Source organism: Candidatus Devosia phytovorans, from assembly GCA_029202405.1.
Taxonomy (GTDB): Bacteria; Pseudomonadota; Alphaproteobacteria; order Rhizobiales; family Devosiaceae; genus Devosia; species Devosia phytovorans.
In genome coordinates, this window is sequence record CP119312.1 from 1,275,778 (window position 1) to 1,293,145 (window position 17,368).

At 61.8% G+C, this 17,368-nt stretch carries 14 protein-coding genes; 11 read left to right on the forward strand and 3 right to left on the reverse strand.

The window, feature by feature from the left end; genetic code table 11:
• The 3 genes from P0Y65_06560 to P0Y65_06570 all read right to left on the reverse strand — a co-directional run bounded on the left by P0Y65_06560 (window position 1) and on the right by P0Y65_06570 (window position 2,750).
• On the reverse strand, window positions 1–432 hold the full coding sequence (locus P0Y65_06560) for a hypothetical protein (GenBank protein ID WEK05912.1): 432 nt from the start codon (window positions 430–432) through the stop codon (window positions 1–3).
• 127 nt (window positions 433–559) lie between these two features.
• Window positions 560–2,035 carry an alkaline phosphatase gene (locus P0Y65_06565; protein WEK05913.1) on the reverse strand — a complete coding sequence of 492 codons (1,476 nt, stop codon included), beginning with the start codon at window positions 2,033–2,035 and terminating at the stop codon, window positions 560–562.
• 226 nt (window positions 2,036–2,261) lie between these two features.
• Window positions 2,262–2,750, reverse strand: coding sequence for a hypothetical protein (locus tag P0Y65_06570; GenBank protein WEK05914.1), 489 nt, complete (start codon window positions 2,748–2,750; stop codon window positions 2,262–2,264).
• A 384-nt stretch (window positions 2,751–3,134) separates the two neighbouring features.
• Here P0Y65_06570 and dnaE point away from each other — a divergent pair, with 384 nt between their 5' ends.
• The 11 genes from dnaE to bamA all read left to right on the forward strand — a co-directional run bounded on the left by dnaE (window position 3,135) and on the right by bamA (window position 17,300).
• Window positions 3,135–6,596, forward strand: coding sequence for a DNA polymerase III subunit alpha (gene dnaE, locus P0Y65_06575; protein ID WEK05915.1), 3,462 nt, complete (start codon window positions 3,135–3,137; stop codon window positions 6,594–6,596).
• Window positions 6,597–6,787: 191 nt separating this feature from the next.
• Entirely contained in the window at window positions 6,788–7,534 is a 747-nt protein-coding gene (locus P0Y65_06580; protein WEK05916.1) for an NYN domain-containing protein, read from the forward strand.
• A gap of 653 nt (window positions 7,535–8,187) precedes the next feature.
• Window positions 8,188–8,706, forward strand: a complete 519-nt coding sequence (locus tag P0Y65_06585) for a GNAT family N-acetyltransferase (GenBank protein ID WEK05917.1) — start codon at window positions 8,188–8,190, stop codon at window positions 8,704–8,706.
• A gap of 186 nt (window positions 8,707–8,892) precedes the next feature.
• On the forward strand, window positions 8,893–9,666 hold the full coding sequence (gene rpsB / locus P0Y65_06590; protein WEK05918.1) for a 30S ribosomal protein S2: 774 nt from the start codon (window positions 8,893–8,895) through the stop codon (window positions 9,664–9,666).
• 73 nt (window positions 9,667–9,739) lie between these two features.
• On the forward strand, window positions 9,740–10,672 hold the full coding sequence (tsf, locus tag P0Y65_06595) for a translation elongation factor Ts (protein ID WEK05919.1): 933 nt from the start codon (window positions 9,740–9,742) through the stop codon (window positions 10,670–10,672).
• A gap of 196 nt (window positions 10,673–10,868) precedes the next feature.
• Complete coding sequence (gene pyrH, locus P0Y65_06600) at window positions 10,869–11,594, forward strand: UMP kinase (protein WEK06744.1); 726 nt, start codon at window positions 10,869–10,871, stop codon at window positions 11,592–11,594.
• 18 nt (window positions 11,595–11,612) lie between these two features.
• The gene (gene frr / locus P0Y65_06605; GenBank protein WEK05920.1) at window positions 11,613–12,164 is read left to right on the forward strand and encodes a ribosome recycling factor; all 552 of its coding nucleotides are present in this window, start codon (window positions 11,613–11,615) and stop codon (window positions 12,162–12,164) included.
• Between the two features lie 29 nt (window positions 12,165–12,193).
• Window positions 12,194–12,952 carry an isoprenyl transferase gene (locus P0Y65_06610; protein WEK05921.1) on the forward strand — a complete coding sequence of 253 codons (759 nt, stop codon included), beginning with the start codon at window positions 12,194–12,196 and terminating at the stop codon, window positions 12,950–12,952.
• A complete protein-coding gene (locus P0Y65_06615; protein ID WEK05922.1) occupies window positions 12,949–13,821 on the forward strand; it encodes a phosphatidate cytidylyltransferase in 873 nt (290 codons plus the stop codon). The genes P0Y65_06610 and P0Y65_06615 overlap by 4 nt, the downstream gene beginning before the upstream one ends.
• 31 nt (window positions 13,822–13,852) lie before the next feature.
• Window positions 13,853–14,989, forward strand: coding sequence for an RIP metalloprotease RseP (gene rseP, locus P0Y65_06620; GenBank protein ID WEK05923.1), 1,137 nt, complete (start codon window positions 13,853–13,855; stop codon window positions 14,987–14,989).
• A gap of 184 nt (window positions 14,990–15,173) precedes the next feature.
• Window positions 15,174–17,300, forward strand: a complete 2,127-nt coding sequence (gene bamA, locus P0Y65_06625) for an outer membrane protein assembly factor BamA (GenBank protein ID WEK05924.1) — start codon at window positions 15,174–15,176, stop codon at window positions 17,298–17,300.
• The last annotated feature ends 68 nt before the right edge of the window (window positions 17,301–17,368 follow it).

Consider the following 17,368-nt stretch of genomic DNA (forward strand, 5'->3'; position numbering starts at 1 on the left):
TCAGAGGCGGGTATAGGTGGTGTCGAGCAGGCGGACCTTGCTGACAAAGCCGGTGGGCCCGTCGGTCTTGATGCCTGTGTCGAAGGTGCCGGTGACACGGATCAGGTTGGAAAAGCGGGTGAATTCCATGTCGCCCGCGAAATAGGAGAGCACGATGTCGTTGGGCCAATCCTGCGAGTCATCGCAGAAGGGACAGGTCGCCATCGGTGTCTTGGTCAGCACGAAGAAATTGATCTCGGGCTTCAGCGGCGGCGCCATATAGCCGATCATTTCGATCTGCTGGCCCTGCAGGGCTATCGCCTGTTCCGACAGATCCTTGCCGCGCGAATACATGTCGCGGAAGCGCAGGGACGGCGTATCGGCAAAGGCCGGAGTGATCTGGCTGAACAGGGGCGCTGCGGCAAGGCCGCCGAGAAACATGCGTCTATCCATGACAAATATCCTTTCGTCCTGCCGCTCAAAATAATCCTGTCACCCCTCATTGGATGTGACAATCACGGCTTCTTGAAATGGTCAGGCCGCCGGCAGGAAAGCCGGCGGCCGTCTTTAAGCTCAAAGCTTATTCGGCAGCGTTCAGCTCAAGCGCCTTGGCCATGACGTGATAGATCATGTTCTGCTCGATGACGCCGTCGAACAGATAGGCCTGCGGACCCTGGGCGAAAATGGCGATGTCGTCGCCGGCATGGGTTTCCGAACCCAGCGGGATCAGCGCCTGCTGCAGGAAGTCGATGTCGGTGGTGTCGACATCGGTCAGGTCGGCGCGGGCTTCGTCGACCGTGGCGCCGGGGCCGTTCTGGTAGCCGAGGATCGTATAGGGCTTGCCATCATCGGCTTCGCCGGCAATGCCGAGAATGTCGGTGTCGCGGGTCGGGTAGCCGGCGATCGAGAACACGTGGCTGTGGTCAGCGGTGATCAGGATCAGGGTTTCTTCGGGGTTCACGGCGTCATAGGCAGCCTGCACGGCTTCCGAGACGGCGATGGCGTCCTTGAGGGCGCGGGCAGCATTGCCGGCGTGGTGGGCGTGATCGACACGGCCGCCTTCGACCATCAGCACGAAGCCGTCTTCGTTCTTCTCGAGGATTTCGATCGCCTTGGTGGTCATCTCGGCAATCGACGGTTCGCCGCCGGCATCGGTGGCGCGGTCGGCTTCATACTGCATGTGAGAGCCGTTGAAGAGGCCTAGAACCTTGGTCGTTTCGGCAGTCAGGCCGTCAAAGCCTTCCTGGTTCCAGACATAGGTGCCGTCGGCATATTTTTCCTGCCATTCAGCGACGAGATCGCGTTCCTTGCGCGAGCCCATCTTGGTCTCGTCTTCCGGATCGGCCTGGCTGTCGAGCATGAAGTTGGAGCGGCCACCGCCGAACACGACTTCGAAGCCATCACCGAACGACCAGTCAACCAGCTGGCTGGCGATATCGGCGCAAACGCCAACGGCATCTTCGGGCAGGTTGGTATCGGCTTCCCAGTCGCGGCCCACGGTGTGAGCATAGGTGGCAGCCGGAGTGGCATGGGTGATGCGGGCGGTCGAGACGACACCGGTGGCGAGACCAGCTTCTTCAGCCTGCTCGAAGATCGACATGGTGGTCGAACCGGCCTGAGTGGAGCAATCTTCCAGCACGGCGGTCTGGTCGACGCCGATGGTGCCATTGAGGGCCTTCACGCCCGAGGTGATGGCGGTCGCGGTCGGAGCCGAGTCGGCGACGATCGAGTCGTGAGTATAGGTCTTTACCAGCGCCGTGTGCGGCAGCAGGGTTTCGAAGGCGAGGGTGTGGGTCGCGCCATCGACGCCGGCCAGTTGGCCTTCGTGGATGCGGGCAGCGGTGATGGTGGGGATGGACATGCCATCGACCACGAACATGATGACGTTCTTGGCCTTGCCGGTGTTCGGCTGGATGGCTTCGCGGGCGGCCAGCTGTTCCTGGGCGAGAAGGAAGTAGCTGTCATCGGCCTGCGGCAGGGTCGATTGGGCAAAGGCGGGAGCCGTGAGGGCGATCACGGAAACGCCTGCCACAAGGGCACGGGCGAGAGAGGTCATGGTAGCTTCCTGAATTTCGGTAACGGGGCCTTGAGAGGACGGCGGGCGGACCGTAGGAAGGGGTCGTGACGATCGCGTTGCAGTCAGATGACGGTTCCATGACAATGCCGCGCCCGTCTGTCGCAGGGCTTGGCGTTGCGTTGGGTAGCTGCAAGGTTACGCATTTGACGGGCCACAAAAAAGGCCGGGATCGCTCCCGGCCGATGGCTTTGTGTCGCAGTAGGGACTAGCGCGATTTCCATGCGCTGAAGCCGGCGGTGAAGGCGGCCAGCAGCATGAAGAGGATGCCGACATTGGGGCCGATGCTGATGGCATTGGCTGCACCGAGCTGCGCCATGGCCGCATTGACCTCGCTGAGCTGGCCGGCGACCGGGTTGAACCAGAGGCCGACGATGATGGCCAGCAGGGCCGTCACGACCGAAACGCCGGCGAGGATCAGGCGATAGGGTGCCAGCTGGACGACGAACCAGGACGCAACGGCCAGCGCAAAGGCGAGCAGCACCAGCCAGGCAGACCAGCCCGCAGCCTGAAAGCCAGTCAGCGTGCCGGACTGATTCATGCCCATGCCGAGATTGGTGGTGACGGTAACGAAGGGAATGATCAGCGCCAGCAACGCAATGACGCCGGCCAGAATGGTCTGCGCCTGGGTACTGCTGCGCAGCGTGGCGACCAATTGCTTGAGATCGATCTGCTGAACCTGTTTGGAATCGGACATCCATGAGCCTCCTAAATAAACTGGATCTGGCTATCACGGCGCCGTGAGCCTGTCCAAGCACTCCCGGCGAGGCGGCATCGTCCCGGTAACCGCTCGGGAACCTTTCCTAACCAATTGCTAACCAAGTGACCCCAATCCCCGTTGTTCCCATTCCTCACACTGGACAGGAACAAACAAGCAACATATAAGAACATTATAGCAACACGGGAGATGCAGATGCTCACTTTCCTCAAGGACTTCGCCGCATTCGTCACGCTGGGGGCCTTCACCATCGGCTCGCTCACCTGGATGGATGTCATCACCAAGCTGGTGTGACACGCAAGCGCTGTGGATTGCGCCTCAGGTGATTTGAGGATCGCCCGGCGCCGGTGGTAAGGGTCTGATATGAGCGGTCCAGGTTTTATCCATCTTCACGTCCATTCGGCCTTCTCGCTTCTGGAAGGCGCCATCCAGCTCGAGACCATTCTCAAGCTCGCTGCCGCCGACAATCAGCCGGCGCTTGGCCTTGCCGATACCGGCAATCTGTTCGGGGCACTGGAATTTTCCGAGAAGGCGACCAAGAAGGGCATCCAGCCGCTGATCAGCGTGGAACTGCCCGTCGATTTCGCCTCCACCGAAGAGCGACTCAATGAGCGCGGCTTCGTGGCCTGGTCGGGCAAGTCCAGCATCGTACTGACCGCCCAGACCGCCGAGGGCTTTGCCAATCTGTCGACCCTGGTGTCGCGCGCCTATCTCGAAGGCGAGGACGGCATGAGCCGGGTCAAGCCGGACTGGATGACCCGGGAATCGCTGGCCGGCGTCATCTGTCTCAGCGGTGGGCCCGAGGGCGCCATCGACATGGCCTTCGCCCAGGGGCAGGACGCAAATGCGCTGCGCCGGCTCGACCGGCTGGCCGAGGTGTTCGGCGACCGCTTCTATATCGAGCTGCAGCGCCACGGCCGGGCGCAGGAAGCCAGTGTCGAGCCGCGGCTGATCGACTATGCCTATCGCAAGGGCATTCCGCTGGTGGCCACCAACGAGCCTTTTTTCAAGACGCCCAAGGAATTCGAGGCGCATGATGCGCTGCTGGCCATTGCCGGCGGCACGGTGCTGGCCCAGACCGAGCGGCGCAAGCTCAACGATCAGTATTATTTCAAGACCCGTGCCGAAATGGTGGAGCTGTTCTCGGACCTGCCCGAGGCGCTGGAGTCAACCATCGAGATTGCGCGCCGCGTCAGTTTCCGGCCACGCACCCGCGGGCCGATCCTGCCCAAGTTTGCCGCCGATCCCAATGCGCCCGAAGATGTCGTGGTCGCCGCCGAAGCGCAGGCCCTGCGCAAGATCTCGGAGGAGGGGCTCGACAGGCGCCTCGCGAGCAGCGGAATTGCGCCGGGCAAGACCGAGCAGGAATATCGCGATCGCCTGGCCTTCGAGCTGGACGTCATCGAGAAGATGAAATTCCCCGGCTATTTCCTGATCGTGGCCGACTTCATCCAGTGGGGCAAGGCGCAGGGCATTCCGGTGGGGCCGGGCCGCGGTTCGGGCGCCGGATCGCTCGTCGCCTATGCCACCACCATCACCGACCTCGATCCGCTGCGCTACAACCTGCTGTTCGAGCGCTTCCTCAATCCCGAACGTATCTCGATGCCGGACTTCGACATCGACTTCTGCCAGGATCGCCGCGAAGAGGTGATCCACTACGTCCAGGACAAGTATGGCGCCAGCCAGGTGGCGCAGATCATCACCTTTGGAACGCTGCAGGCCCGCGCCGTGCTGCGCGACGTCGGTCGCGTGCTGCAGATGCCATATGGGCAGGTGGACCGTCTGTGCAAGCTGGTGCCGGCCAATCCGGCCGACCCTTGGTCGATCCCGCGCACCATGGCCGAATTGCCGGCCTTCAAGCAGATGGTGGATGACGACGAGACCGTTGCCCAGTTGGTGGAAATCGCCTCGGCGCTGGAAGGCCTGTTCCGCCACGCCTCGACCCACGCCGCCGGTATCGTCATTGGCGACCGGCCGCTGCAGGAGCTGATCCCGCTCTATCGCGATCCGCGCTCCGACATGCCGGTGACGCAGTATAATCTCAAGTGGGTCGAGCCGGCGGGCCTCGTCAAGTTCGACTTCCTCGGCCTCAAGACGCTGACCACCATTCGCTATGCGGTGGACATGGTCAACGCGGTGCGCGAAGGCGAGCCGCTCGATATCGACGCCATTTCGATCGACGATGCCGATACCTACAAGCTCTATGCCCAGGGCGACACCTACGGCATCTTCCAGTTTGAATCCTCGGGCATGCGCCGGGCGCTGATGGAGCTCAAGCCCGACCGGATCGAAGATCTCATCGCCATGAACGCGCTCTATCGGCCTGGCCCGATGGACAATATCCCGAGCTTCATCGACCGCAAGCATGGCCGCGAGGATGTGGCCTATCCCCATCCGACGCTGTCGACCGTGCTCGACGAGACCTATGGCATCATCGTCTACCAGGAGCAGGTGATGCAGATCGCCCAGCTGCTCTCGGGCTATTCGCTGGGCGAAGCCGACATGCTGCGCCGCGCCATGGGCAAGAAGGACAAGGCGGAGATGGACCGCCAGCGCATCCGCTTCCGCGAGGGCTCGGCCAGCCAGGGCGTCAAGGAAAAGCTGGCCGACCAGATTTTCGACCTGCTGGCAAAATTCGCCAACTACGGCTTCAACAAGAGCCACGCCGCGGCCTATGCCTGGGTCTCCTATCAGACGGCCTATCTCAAGAAGCATCATCCGCATGAGTTCTATGCGGCCTCGATGACGCTCGACATGGCCCAGACCGACAAGCTCTCCGACTTCCGCCGCGAGGCGGGCAAGAAGGGCATCGAGGTCGTACCGCCCTGCGTCAATGCTTCCGAGGTGGTGTTTGCAGTGAAGGAGCGGCGCATCCATTACGGCCTGTCGGCGGTCAAGGGCGTCGGCCGCGCCATGGCCGAGCATATCGTCGAAGTGCGCGGCAGCACCCCGTTCAAGGACCTGGGCGATTTTGCCCGCCGCGTCGATCCGAAGGTGCTCAACAAGCGCACGCTCGAGACCATGGTCAACGCCGGCGCCTTCGATTCCCTGGTGCCGCGCCGCGAAGTGGCCTTCGCCGCCATGGAAGCGGTGATCGGCATGGCCCAGTCGCTGACCTCGGAACGCAACGAGGGCCAGTGGAACATGTTCGACACGGGTGAGCCCGAGCCCTTGCGCATGCCCGCAGGCGTTGCTGCCTGGACGACGACCGAGCGCGCCGATCGCGAGCTGTCGGCCATTGGCTTCCACCTTTCGGCGCATCCGCTCGATGCCTATTCGGACCTGTTCGAAAAGCTGCGCGTGCAGCGCTGGGGCGATTTCGAGCGTGCCGTCAAGGATGGCGCCTCGGCCGGGCGTCTCGCCGGCACGATCAGCGGGCGACAGGACCGGCGCACCAAGAAGGGCACGCCGATGATGATCCTCACGTTGAGCGATCAGACCGGCACGTTCGAGCTCATCGCCTTTTCCGAGCAGATCAACGAGTTCGGCGCCATCCTCACGCCCGGCAAGTCGGTGATCCTCCAGGTCGGCGCCGACGAACGTCCCGACGGCATCAGCCTGCGCCTGCTGTCGGCGCAAAAGCTCGACGGCATCGAAGACACGATCGAGCGGCGCCTCACCATCTATGCCGCCGACGCCAAGGCGCTCGGCTCGATCAACGCCCAGCTCAAGCGGGGCGGGGAGGGCAAGGTCAATTTTGTCGTCATCCGCGATGCGGGCGCACGCGAATATGAAGTCGAACTGCCCGGTTCCTACCGCCTCACCGCCGAAGTTGCCGGTGGCATCAAGGCGCTGGACGGTGTCACCCACGCCGAGTTCGTCTGACTTCGAGGTGGCGGCGCTGCCGACAAATCGCTCCGGTGGAGCAATTTGAACCGAGAAGGCCATGAGGCCTGTGGCCGAATGGCACGGCCGTCCCGCAGGGCCAATCGCGTCTTTTTACCCTTTGGACACCAGCGGCGAACTTGCCGCTGGGCGATCCGCTTGCCGCATGCATCTCATCAGCGATCTGGTGAATGCGGGGCAACGTCGTGGCGAGTTTACTCTCTAGTCTGGCCGTTCTCATCGATGCGGAGAACATTTCTGCCGATTTGATCGACGGCGTTTTCGATACCGTTGCCAGACATGGCAGGCCGGGAACGCGGCGTGCCTATGCCGATTGGGGAGCGTCCGGAATGTCTGGCTGGAAAGCCAGCGTCAACCGGCATGCGCTGCGGACTGTGCATCAATTCAGCCATGTCTCCGGCAAGAATGTTTCCGATATGGCGCTGGTCGTTGATGCCATGGATCTGCTGCATGCGCGGGAGCACGATGGTTTTTGCATCGTCTCCAGTGATAGTGATTTTTCCGGCCTGGCCATCCGCATCCGTCAGGAGGGCCTCAGGGTCATTGGCATAGGCGAGGCCAAGACCCCCGATGCCTTCAGGTTAGCATGCGACGTGTTTGCTCAGCTTGGGGAGGTCAGGCAGGGCAAGGCGACGAGGACCGTAAAGCCTGTCTCTAGTGTTAGTCCAATGCCGAACAAGGCGGCTCTCGGCGCGCCTGGACGCCAGGCGCTTATCGATGCCATCGATGAAACGGCCGGCCCGGACGGCTGGGTAGACCTGGCATCGCTTGGGAATTTTCTGAGGAATCAGGGCAAGATCGAGCCGCGCAAGCATGCTGCTTCTCTATCCAAATTGCTGCGCGCATCGGGCATAGCCGAAGTCTCGGACGTGGTTGTTGGTCGTGGCACTTCACAGCGTGCCAGGCTGAAGGCCTAGAGACATCAGGCTTGCAGCGCGGCGCTGGACGGCAACCTGCCTTGCACGTGCCGATCCCAATCCCAATCCCAATCCCAATCCCCCCATTTCAGACTGCAGGTTTCTTGCATCTCCTCAGTGACTTACAATTATTTTCGCGCGACTTTTCCTCACCCCCTCCCGCCTGCCGCATACTACCCCTCGTTCCCGCCGTCACACACGCGGTGCCGACGAAGCATCGGGCGGGGATGAACTGGCAGCCGGGGTCGCCCGGCACCTGCGTACTGCTGACCACCGGCGCCCTAGTAGCGCCGCTCGATGCAGGCATGGGAAAAACCGGATCGTGGGAAGCGGCTCTAGCCTCTTCATTAAAAACATATTGGGGGCCTCGCGGCCCCCGAGGTGAAAAGCCGCTTCCCGCACCGTGCACCGCGACGCCAATTGGCCGAACGGCTTCTAGTCGTGCCGGAAAGGCAAAATCGCTCCAGTGGAGCGATTTCAGACAAGAAGGCCATGAGGGCTATGTCCGAATGGCGGGCTCACGCCCAGAGGGACCACCTGCACGTCGGATTGACGACCCGAAGGTCAGGTGGTCCCGAGGGCGGTGCAAGCCTCAAGGTTCATTGCCGGTAACCGATGCGTTATGCTTTGCCGCTGCAGCCTTGGAGGACAAGATGGTCACGATCGTGGAAACGAGCGCCCGCGCCGATATGGACGATGCCCGCCGGCTGATGCGCGCCTTCGTGGCGTGGGCGCAGGAGTTGAGTGTCGAGGACCGGCACATGATCGACCGCTATTTCGATCCCGCCGCCTTCGATGCGGAGCTGGAAAACCTGCCGGGGAAATATGCGCCGCCCGATGGCCGGCTGCTGCTAGCGCGGGAGGGAGAGGTGGCGGTCGGCTGCGTCGCCCTGCGACCGCTGGAACCGGGCGTCTGCGAGATGAAGCGGATGTTCGTCGAACCGGCCTTTCATGGCCGAGGCATTGGCCTCGCGCTCGCCACCCGCCTGATCGAGCTGGCGCGGGACAGTGATCATCGCATCATGCGGCTCGATACAAGCCGTCACCAGGCGCCGGCGATTGCGCTCTATCAGAAGCTGGGCTTCCGTCGCATCCCGGCCTATTATCCGCCGCCGGCCGGTTCCGAGGGCTTCCTGCTGTTCTTCGAGAAGGACCTCACACAGGCTGATTGAGGCCGGTGCCCGCAGGTCGCTTGCCTTTCTGCCCCTCATCGCCTATATCGCCCCTGCGTTTGACTGCGTGTCAGCGCGATTTCACACATGGGGCAGGCGTTTCGAGCAATCGAAATACCATCCGGTGGCGGGAGACCGTCGCAAGGCCTCGTGGCGGCATCAACCGGTAAACTTAGGAGCAGCCAGATGGCTCTGCCCGAATTCTCTATGCGTCAACTGCTTGAAGCAGGCGTTCACTTTGGTCACCAGAAGCACCGCTGGAACCCCAAGATGGAGCGCTATATTTTCGGCGTTCGCAACGACATCCACATTCTCGATCTGAGCCAGACCGTGCCGGCCCTGAGCCGCGCGCTGCAGCTCGTGTCCGACACCGTTGCCGATGGCGGCCGCGTGCTCTTCGTTGGCACCAAGCGTCAGGCGGCTCCGCTGGTGGCTGACGCTGCCAAGCAGTCGGCTCAGTACTATGTCAACTCGCGTTGGCTGGGCGGCACGCTGACCAACTGGCAGACGATCTCGAACTCGATCTCGCGCCTGCGCGAACTCGAATCGATGAGCGAAGACGACCTGGCGCTCCGCACCAAGAAGGAACGCCTGATGATGTCCCGCGAACAGGAACGCCTTGAGCGCGACCTGGGCGGCATCAAGGACATGGGCAACCTGCCGTCGCTTCTGTTCGTCATCGACACCAACAAGGAAGCCAATGCGATCAAGGAAGCCCGTCGTCTGGGTATCCCGGTCGTGGCCATCGTCGACACCAATTGCGATCCCGACACGGTCGACTACGCAATCCCGGGCAATGACGACGCGTCGCGCGCTCTCGAACTCTATGTCTCGCTGATCTCGCGTGCTGCCATCGACGGCATCGGCCGTTCGTCCTCGGCTCTGGGTGCCGACATCGGCGCCTCCGACCGCGCACCGGCTGAAGACCTGCCGGCTGCCGACGAAGCCGCTGCAAGCTAAATCCGTCACACGGATTTCGTTCTGAACTGAAACCATGCGGCCCCGTATAGAGGGGCCGCCGAAAGGTATTATCATGGTTGAAATTACTGCAGGCCTGGTCAAGCAGCTCCGCGACTCGACCGGCGTCGGGATGATGGATTGCAAGAAGGCCCTGGCCGAGACCAATGGCGACATGGAAGCAGCGGTCGACTGGCTGCGCACCCGTGGCCTCGCCAAGGCTGCCAAGAAGGCTGACCGCGTTGCTGCCGAAGGTCTGGTTGGCGTTGCCACTGCCGGCACCAAGGCTGCTGTTGTCGAAGTGAACTCTGAAACCGACTTCGTTGCCCGCAACGAGCAGTTCCAGAATATCGTTTCGGCCATTGCCAAGCTGTCGCTCGATGCCGATGGCGATGTCGTCAAGCTCGGAGAAATGCCGTTCCCCGGCACCGGCCATTCGGTTTCGGCCGAACTGACCGAAGCCATCGCCAAGATCGGCGAGAACATGAACCTGCGTCGCACGGAAGCCGTTTCGGTCTCCGACGGCGTTGTCGAAAGCTATGTCCACAATGCCGTCAAGGCTGGCCTGGGCAAGATCGGCATCCTGGTTGCTCTCGAATCGACCGGCGACAAGGCAGCGCTCTCGGCTCTCGGCCGTCAGCTGGCCATGCATATCGCTGCGACCAATCCGCTGGCGATCGACCCCGAAGAACTCGACCAGGCCGTGGTTGCCCGCGAACGCGCGATCATCCTCGAGCAGGTCAAGGAATCCGGCAAGTCGGCAGAAATCGCCGAGAAGATGGTCGATGGCCGCATGCGCAAGTACTTCGAAGAAGTCACGCTGCTGGCCCAGACCTTCGTGATCGACGGCGAGACCAAGGTCCGCGATGCGATCAAGAATGCCGAGAAGGACGTTGGCGCCCCGATCAAGCTGACCAAGTTCGTGCGCTATGCGCTCGGCGAGGGCATTGAAAAGGTCGAAACCGACTTCGCTGCCGAAGTCGCGGCCACGGCCGGCGTCAAGGCCTAAGTCTTCTAAAATTGTCGCAGGCGGACCCACGGGCCCGCCTGCTGCTCTCCCGCCTTTATTTGGCCGGGATCGAGCGCAAAACCCTGCCGTCGCTTTTCCATTGGTGTGACGCCTTCTGTTGAGGGCGATTTTGCCATAGGGTTCACCGGGTGTTTCCGGATTCGGAGCCCCGCATTGATTTGTCCAGTAAAGGGGTCTGCCGATGGCACCTGCCTATAAACGCATTCTCCTCAAGGTTTCGGGCGAAGCGCTTTCGGGCGATCAGCAGTTCGGCATCCAGCCAGAATTTTTGGGCGGCGTCGCCCAGCAGATCGCCGAAGTCGCCAATTCGGGCGTCCAGGTCGCCATCGTCACCGGTGGTGGCAATATCTTCCGCGGCATGGCCGTGGCCGCCAATGGCGGCGATCGAGTCACCGCCGACATGATGGGCACCCTGGGCACCGTGATCAATGCGCTGGCCCTGGCTGGCGCGCTGACCACGGCAGGCGTCAAGGCCAAGGTGTTCAGCGCCACGACCATGCCCTCCGTCGCCGACACCTATACCGCCCGGGCCGCCAAGGCGGCGCTGGACGATGGCTATGTGGTGGTGCTGGGTGGCGGTATCGGCAATCCATTTTTCACCACCGACACGGCGGCCGCGCTGCGGGCGATCGAGCTCGAATGCGACATCGTGCTCAAGGGCACCAATGTCGACGGCGTCTATTCGGCGGACCCGAAAAAGGATCCGGCGGCAACCCGCTACGAGCAGATCAGCCATGACGATGTGATCAGTCAGAACCTGCGGGTGATGGATACTGCCGCCTTCGCACTTGCCCGCGACAATAACATGCCGATAATCGTGTATTCGCTGGACGACAAGGAAGGTCTTTCTGGTGTATTGGCCGGACGTGTCCGCAGTACACGCGTCGGCATGCCGCTTTAGCCTAAAAGGACGACCAGAATGGCCTATGATCTCGCAGACCTCAAAACCCGCATGCAGAAGTCGATTTCTTCGCTGCGCGACGAACTTGCTGGTTTGCGGACCGGACGTGCCAGCGCGAGCCTGCTCGAGCCGGTGACCGTTGAAGCCTATGGTTCGCGCATGCCGCTCAACCAGGTCGCAACCGTGACTGTGCCCGAGGCGCGCATGCTCTCCGTCCAGGTCTGGGATCGCAGCATGGCCAATGCCGTGGAAAAGGCGATCCGTGATAGTGGCCTGGGCCTCAACCCGATGGGCGAGGGCCAGATCATCCGTGTGCCGCTGCCCGAGCTTAACGAGCAGCGCCGCAAGGAACTGGCCAAGGTCGCGCACAACTATGCCGAGGCTGCCCGTGTCGCCGTGCGCCACATCCGCCGCGATGGCATGGATGATCTTAAGAAGGCGCAAAAGGACGGTCTGAGCGAGGATGATGCCCGCGTACAGTCCGATCTCGTGCAGAAGGCGACCGATGCTGCCGTCACCGAAATCGACCAGGTCGTTGCCGCCAAAGAAGCGGAAATCATGCAGGTCTAAGGCGGCTGCAGCGCGCCGGGAGGGCGTGGATGTCCATTGATCCAGCCATGAATGTCGAGGTTGCGCAGCGCCCGCGTCTGCGCATTCCAACCCATCTTGGTGTCATCATGGATGGCAATGGCCGCTGGGCGAAAGCCCGCGGCAAGCGCCGGACCGAGGGCCATATCGAGGGCGTCAAGTCGCTGCGCAACCTGGTTGAGCTCTGCATCAACTATGGCGTGGCGCATCTGACGGTGTTCAGTTTCTCCTCGGAAAACTGGACGCGGCCCAAGGACGAGATTTCGTTCATCTTCAATTTGCTGCGGCGCTTTGTTGCATCGGACCTGCAACGGCTGATCCGCAACAATGTGAAAGTGCGCATTATCGGCAGCCGGCAGGGGCTGGAGCCGAGCCTGATCCGGCTGATCGACGATGTCGAAGCCAAGACGCAGGCCAATACCGGCCTCGTGCTGATCGTGGCCTTTAATTATGGCGGCAAGGCCGAGATCGCTGATGCGACACGACACCTAGCGCGTGAAGTTGCGGCGGGCCGGCTGTCGCCGGAAGATATCACCGAGGACTCCATCGCCGGCGCGCTTTATACGGCGGGCCTGCCCGATGCGGACCTGATCATCCGTACCAGTGGCGAGCAACGCATTTCCAATTTCCTGCTCTGGCAGGCGGCCTATGCCGAATTCGTCTTCGTCGACGAATATTGGCCTGATTTCAACGAAGCCAGCTTCATCAAGGTGCTGGAGACATTTGCCCAGCGTGACCGGCGTTTCGGCGGTATCGAGGCAAAGCTTTGACCGACCAGCACGGTTCCGCGCCAGAGCCCCAGCCGAAGGCGCGCCGCAGCTGGTCCGATGTCGGGCCACGCCTGATCTCGGCAGCCGTGCTGCTCGCGTTGACCGCCTCGGCGCTTTACATCGGCAGCTATGTCTTCGCCGCGGTCGTCGGCGCCGTGTTCGCCGGCTGCTATCGCGAATGGGAGACCATGGTCACCCGCGCGCCGCTGACGCCGGCCGGCATGGTGCTCATCGGTCTCGTGGCGGCTTCGGGCCTCGTCTATCCAGTCTTCGGTCCATCTGGGACGATCGTCGTGATCGCCCTGGCCTGTGCCATAGCCGTGGGCATGCGCGGGGAGGGGGTGCTGTGGCGCATCCTCGGGCTCTGCATCTACGGCGCCATCATCATTGCGGCCCTGGCCATGCGGGGCGACAGCGTCGCCAGCCTCTCGGCCGGCGTGATCGCCGGGATCTATCTGGGCACCGTGGTCTGGATGACCGATTCCGCGGCCTTCTTCGCCGGTCGGCAGATCGGCGGCGAAAAGCTGGCGCCCGATATCTCGCCCTCAAAGACTTGGTCGGGCGCGGCGGGTGGCCTGGCACTGGGAACCGGGGCAGGGCTGTTGGTCTGGATCCTGGCGACGGATTCGCCCTGGTGGATCGGCTTGCTGCTCTCTGCGACGATCAGCGTGCTGGGCCAGTTGGGCGATCTGAGCGAGAGTGCGGTCAAGCGGCACTTCCGCATCAAGGATAGCGGCGACATCATCCCGGGCCATGGCGGCCTGATGGACCGGCTCGACAGCCTTACATTCGGCATCTTGCTGGTGCTGCTGGTCGGTGCGCTGCATGGCGGTTACGGCGCGGTAGCCGAAGGCCTGCTTTACTGGTAGGGCCGGCGGCGCGCGCCAATCAAGGAATACCATGTTCGATTTCGTCTTCTGGCTGTTGTCCTATGTCGTCCCGTTCCTGGCGGTGCTGACGGTCATCGTCTTCGTGCATGAGATGGGCCACTATCTTGTGGCGCGCTGGAATGGCATTGCCATCCAGGCCTTTTCGATCGGCTTCGGCCGCGAGCTGGTCGGCTGGACCGACAGGCATGGCACGCGCTGGAAGATTTCCGCCGTGCCGCTGGGCGGCTATGTGCGCTTTCTCGGCGACATGAACGAGGCCAGCGTTCCCGATCCGGAGGCGCTCGAAAAGATCGACCCGGCGCTACGTCCGAAACTCTTCGCCAACAAGAATGTCTGGCAGCGGATTTCCGTGGTCGTGGCCGGGCCGCTGGCCAATGTGCTGCTGACCTTCGTCATCCTCTATGCCCTGCTGATGGGCTATGGCCGCTACACCATTCCGCCCATCGTCGGTGACGTCATCGTCGGTTCGGTGGCCGAGGCGGCCGGGCTGCAGTCGGGCGACGTCATCACCTCGGTGGATGGCTATGTCGTGCGCGGCTTCGAAGATTTCCAGCGCATGGTGGCGACCAGCCCCGAGCGTCCGGTAACCGTTGGCATCGAGCGTGATGCCTCGCCGCAGACCATCATCATGACGCCCGAAGCGACCGAGATCGAGGACCGCTTCGGCAATATGCAGCGCATCGGCAGAATCGGCGTGAGCCGCGACGTCGACGAATCCGAAGTCACGCTCTACCGGCCCGGTCCGATCGAGGCGATCGGCATGACGGGCGAGGAAATCCGCTTCATAATCCAGCGCACGGCCGCCTTCCTGGGCGATTTTTTTGTCGGCCGCGGTGACGTCGAACAGCTCGGTGGACCGGTCAAAGTGGCCAAGGTTTCCGGGGAAGTGGCGACCCTGGGCATTGTCGCGCTGATCAATCTTATGGCGCTGCTCTCGCTAAATATCGGGATTTTCAACCTTTTGCCGGTACCCATGCTCGACGGCGGACACCTGATGTACTATCTGGTGGAAGCCGTCAGGGGGCGTCCGCTCAGCATGAAGGTCCAGGAAATCGGCTTCCGTTTCGGATTTGCCCTTGTCCTGGCGCTCATGGTGTTCACGCTCTTTAACGACACGATCTTTGCGCATTTCGGGATTCTGCGGTAACGCGCGGTTAACCTTGGTTCGCAAGGTGTTGCATGAATACAAGGGCACCAAGCATTTGCTAACTGCGTCCGGCCTTGCGGCTTGTGGTTGGTTAAAAAGCAGGTAAAACGGTGCCATGGAGTTAGCTTGGGGGAGCGCTGTGCATGGCGATTCTCCGGGCCTGGTCGCAGAAGGCAATAACAATATGATCCATCCCACCAAGCTGATGCGCGGCGCGGTTCTGGCGCTTGCCATTATGGGTGCAGCACCGCTCGCCGGTTACAGCATCCCAGTTCTTGGCGTTGCGACTGCTCAGGCTCAGGAGCAACTCGTTGCTTCGGTGCTGTTCGAGGGCAACAAGCGTTTCACCGATACCCAGCTGCTGGCGATGGTCGATGTCTCTTCATCGGGCGTCTACACACAGCAGCGCGTCAATTCCGACATCGAGAGCATCCGTCAGGCCTATGACCGCGACGGCTTCCTCAGTGTTTCGGTAGCGGCGCGTACCGAAGCGACCAATGATGGTCGCGTTCGTGTCATTTTCGTTGTCAACGAAGGCAATCGCGCAGGCATTGCGGCGATCAACTTCACTGGCAACAACGCCTTTGGCTCCAACAATCTCAAGAGCAACATGCTCACCAAGGAAACCGGCATTCTCAGCTGGCTTTTCAAGGATGACGGTTATGACGAGCAGAAGATCGCCGTCGACCGCGAACGCATCCGCCTCTACTACGCTAACCGTGGCTATCCGGATGCGCAGGTCAATTCTGTCGGCGAATATGATGCCGCCAAGAATGCCTATTTCATCAACTTCACGATCAATGAAGGTCAGAAGTACGAGTTTGCCAATGTTGGTATCGAAACCAGCATCGACGGCCTGAACACCGATGCCCTCCGCGGCACCGTGCAGACCGGCAAGGGTGGCAATTACTCGGCTGTCGACCTGCAGACCTCGATCGAGGACATGGCTTACGAAGCCAACGTCCAGGGTTACTCCTTCGCCGACGTCCGTGCCCGCCTTGATCGCGATGTGACCAACGGCACCTTCAACGTGACCTACCTGGTCGACGAAGGCGCACGCATCTATGTCGAGCGCATCAATATCTCGGGCAATACCAAGACGCGTGACTTCGTCATCCGTCGTGAGCTGGAGTTCGCCGAAGGCGACCCCTTCAGTCGTGCACTGGTTGTCCGTGGCCGCAAGAACATCGACGCCCTGGGTTACTTCTCTGCCGTCAACGTGACGACGGCGCAGGGTTCGGCTCCGGACAAGGTGATCATCAACGTCAACGTGACTGAAACGTCGACGGGTGAATATGGCGCCACGGCCGGTTACTCGACCACGGACGGCATTCTCGGCGAAGTCTCGCTGACCGAACGCAACTTCCTTGGTCGTGGCCAGTACCTGCGTGCCTCGATCGGTGCCTCGGAATCGGGTCGTACCTTCGACTTCTCCTTCACCGAGCCCCGCTTCATGGGTCTCAAGGTTGCTGCCGGCATCGACGCCTACCACCGCATCAGCGATGAAGGCTCGTCGATCTACTACGGTTCGCAGTCGACGGGTGGCCAGGTTCGCGCCAACATCCCGCTGACCAGCGCTTTGTCTGCCACGCTCTTTGTGGGTGGCGAGCACAAGGAAATCACGGACGAGGAAAGCAACTTCTCCGTCCTGGTTGACGATGGCCAGGAGTTCAACAAGGCGTTCGCCGGCTATACGCTGACCTGGAACAGCCTTGATGACACCAAGTCGCCGACCGAAGGCCTGTTCGCGTCCTTCACGCAGCAGTACATCGGCTGGGACCACAACCTGCTCAAGTCGGAAGCTCGTGCCCGTTACTACGTGCCTCTGATCCAGGATAGCGGCATCGTTGCCAGTGTCCGTGGTCAGGCCGGTATCATCAACGACCTTGGCGATGATGGCGTCCATGCCGTGGAAGCCTTCCGTCCTGGTTCGCAGCTGATCCGTGGCTTCGAAGGTGGTGGCCTTGGCCCGCGTCTGTCGAATGGCGAATACCTTGGTGCCGTCGCCTATGCCGGTATCTCGGGCGAGATCGAGTTCCCGATCCCGGTCCTGCCGGAAAGCTACGGCGTGTCGGGTGCCGTCTGGGCTGATGCCGCGTGGATCGACGATGGTCGCTTCCCTGGCTTCGACTCCAGCCTCGCAACTGTCGATCCTGGCAGTGTCGATGTTCCGATCCGCACGTCGGTTGGTGCCTCGCTGATCTGGGATAGCCCGTTCGGCCCGCTGCGTGGCGACTTCGCCCACGTGCTCGACAAGTCGTCCTCGGACCGCACCCAGGTGTTCCAGATCACCATGTCGTCCTTGTTCTAATCGCTTCGGCGTGAGACAGTTCATTGAGCCGCGGGCGGCAAGCACCGCGGCTCAATTTTTTTGAGTAC

Coding starts and splice junctions, on each gene's coding strand:
- frr (WEK05920.1), top strand. CDS start 11,613: ATGGCCTATGATCTCGCAGACCTCAAAACCCGCATGCAGAAGTCGATT.
- P0Y65_06570 (WEK05914.1), bottom strand. CDS start 2,750: ATGTCCGATTCCAAACAGGTTCAGCAGATCGATCTCAAGCAATTGGTC.
- P0Y65_06565 (WEK05913.1), bottom strand. CDS start 2,035: ATGACCTCTCTCGCCCGTGCCCTTGTGGCAGGCGTTTCCGTGATCGCC.
- rseP (WEK05923.1), top strand. CDS start 13,853: ATGTTCGATTTCGTCTTCTGGCTGTTGTCCTATGTCGTCCCGTTCCTG.
- P0Y65_06585 (WEK05917.1), top strand. CDS start 8,188: ATGGTCACGATCGTGGAAACGAGCGCCCGCGCCGATATGGACGATGCC.
- P0Y65_06560 (WEK05912.1), bottom strand. CDS start 432: ATGGATAGACGCATGTTTCTCGGCGGCCTTGCCGCAGCGCCCCTGTTC.
- dnaE (WEK05915.1), top strand. CDS start 3,135: ATGAGCGGTCCAGGTTTTATCCATCTTCACGTCCATTCGGCCTTCTCG.
- P0Y65_06610 (WEK05921.1), top strand. CDS start 12,194: ATGTCCATTGATCCAGCCATGAATGTCGAGGTTGCGCAGCGCCCGCGT.
- rpsB (WEK05918.1), top strand. CDS start 8,893: ATGGCTCTGCCCGAATTCTCTATGCGTCAACTGCTTGAAGCAGGCGTT.
- bamA (WEK05924.1), top strand. CDS start 15,174: ATGATCCATCCCACCAAGCTGATGCGCGGCGCGGTTCTGGCGCTTGCC.
- tsf (WEK05919.1), top strand. CDS start 9,740: ATGGTTGAAATTACTGCAGGCCTGGTCAAGCAGCTCCGCGACTCGACC.
- P0Y65_06580 (WEK05916.1), top strand. CDS start 6,788: ATGCGGGGCAACGTCGTGGCGAGTTTACTCTCTAGTCTGGCCGTTCTC.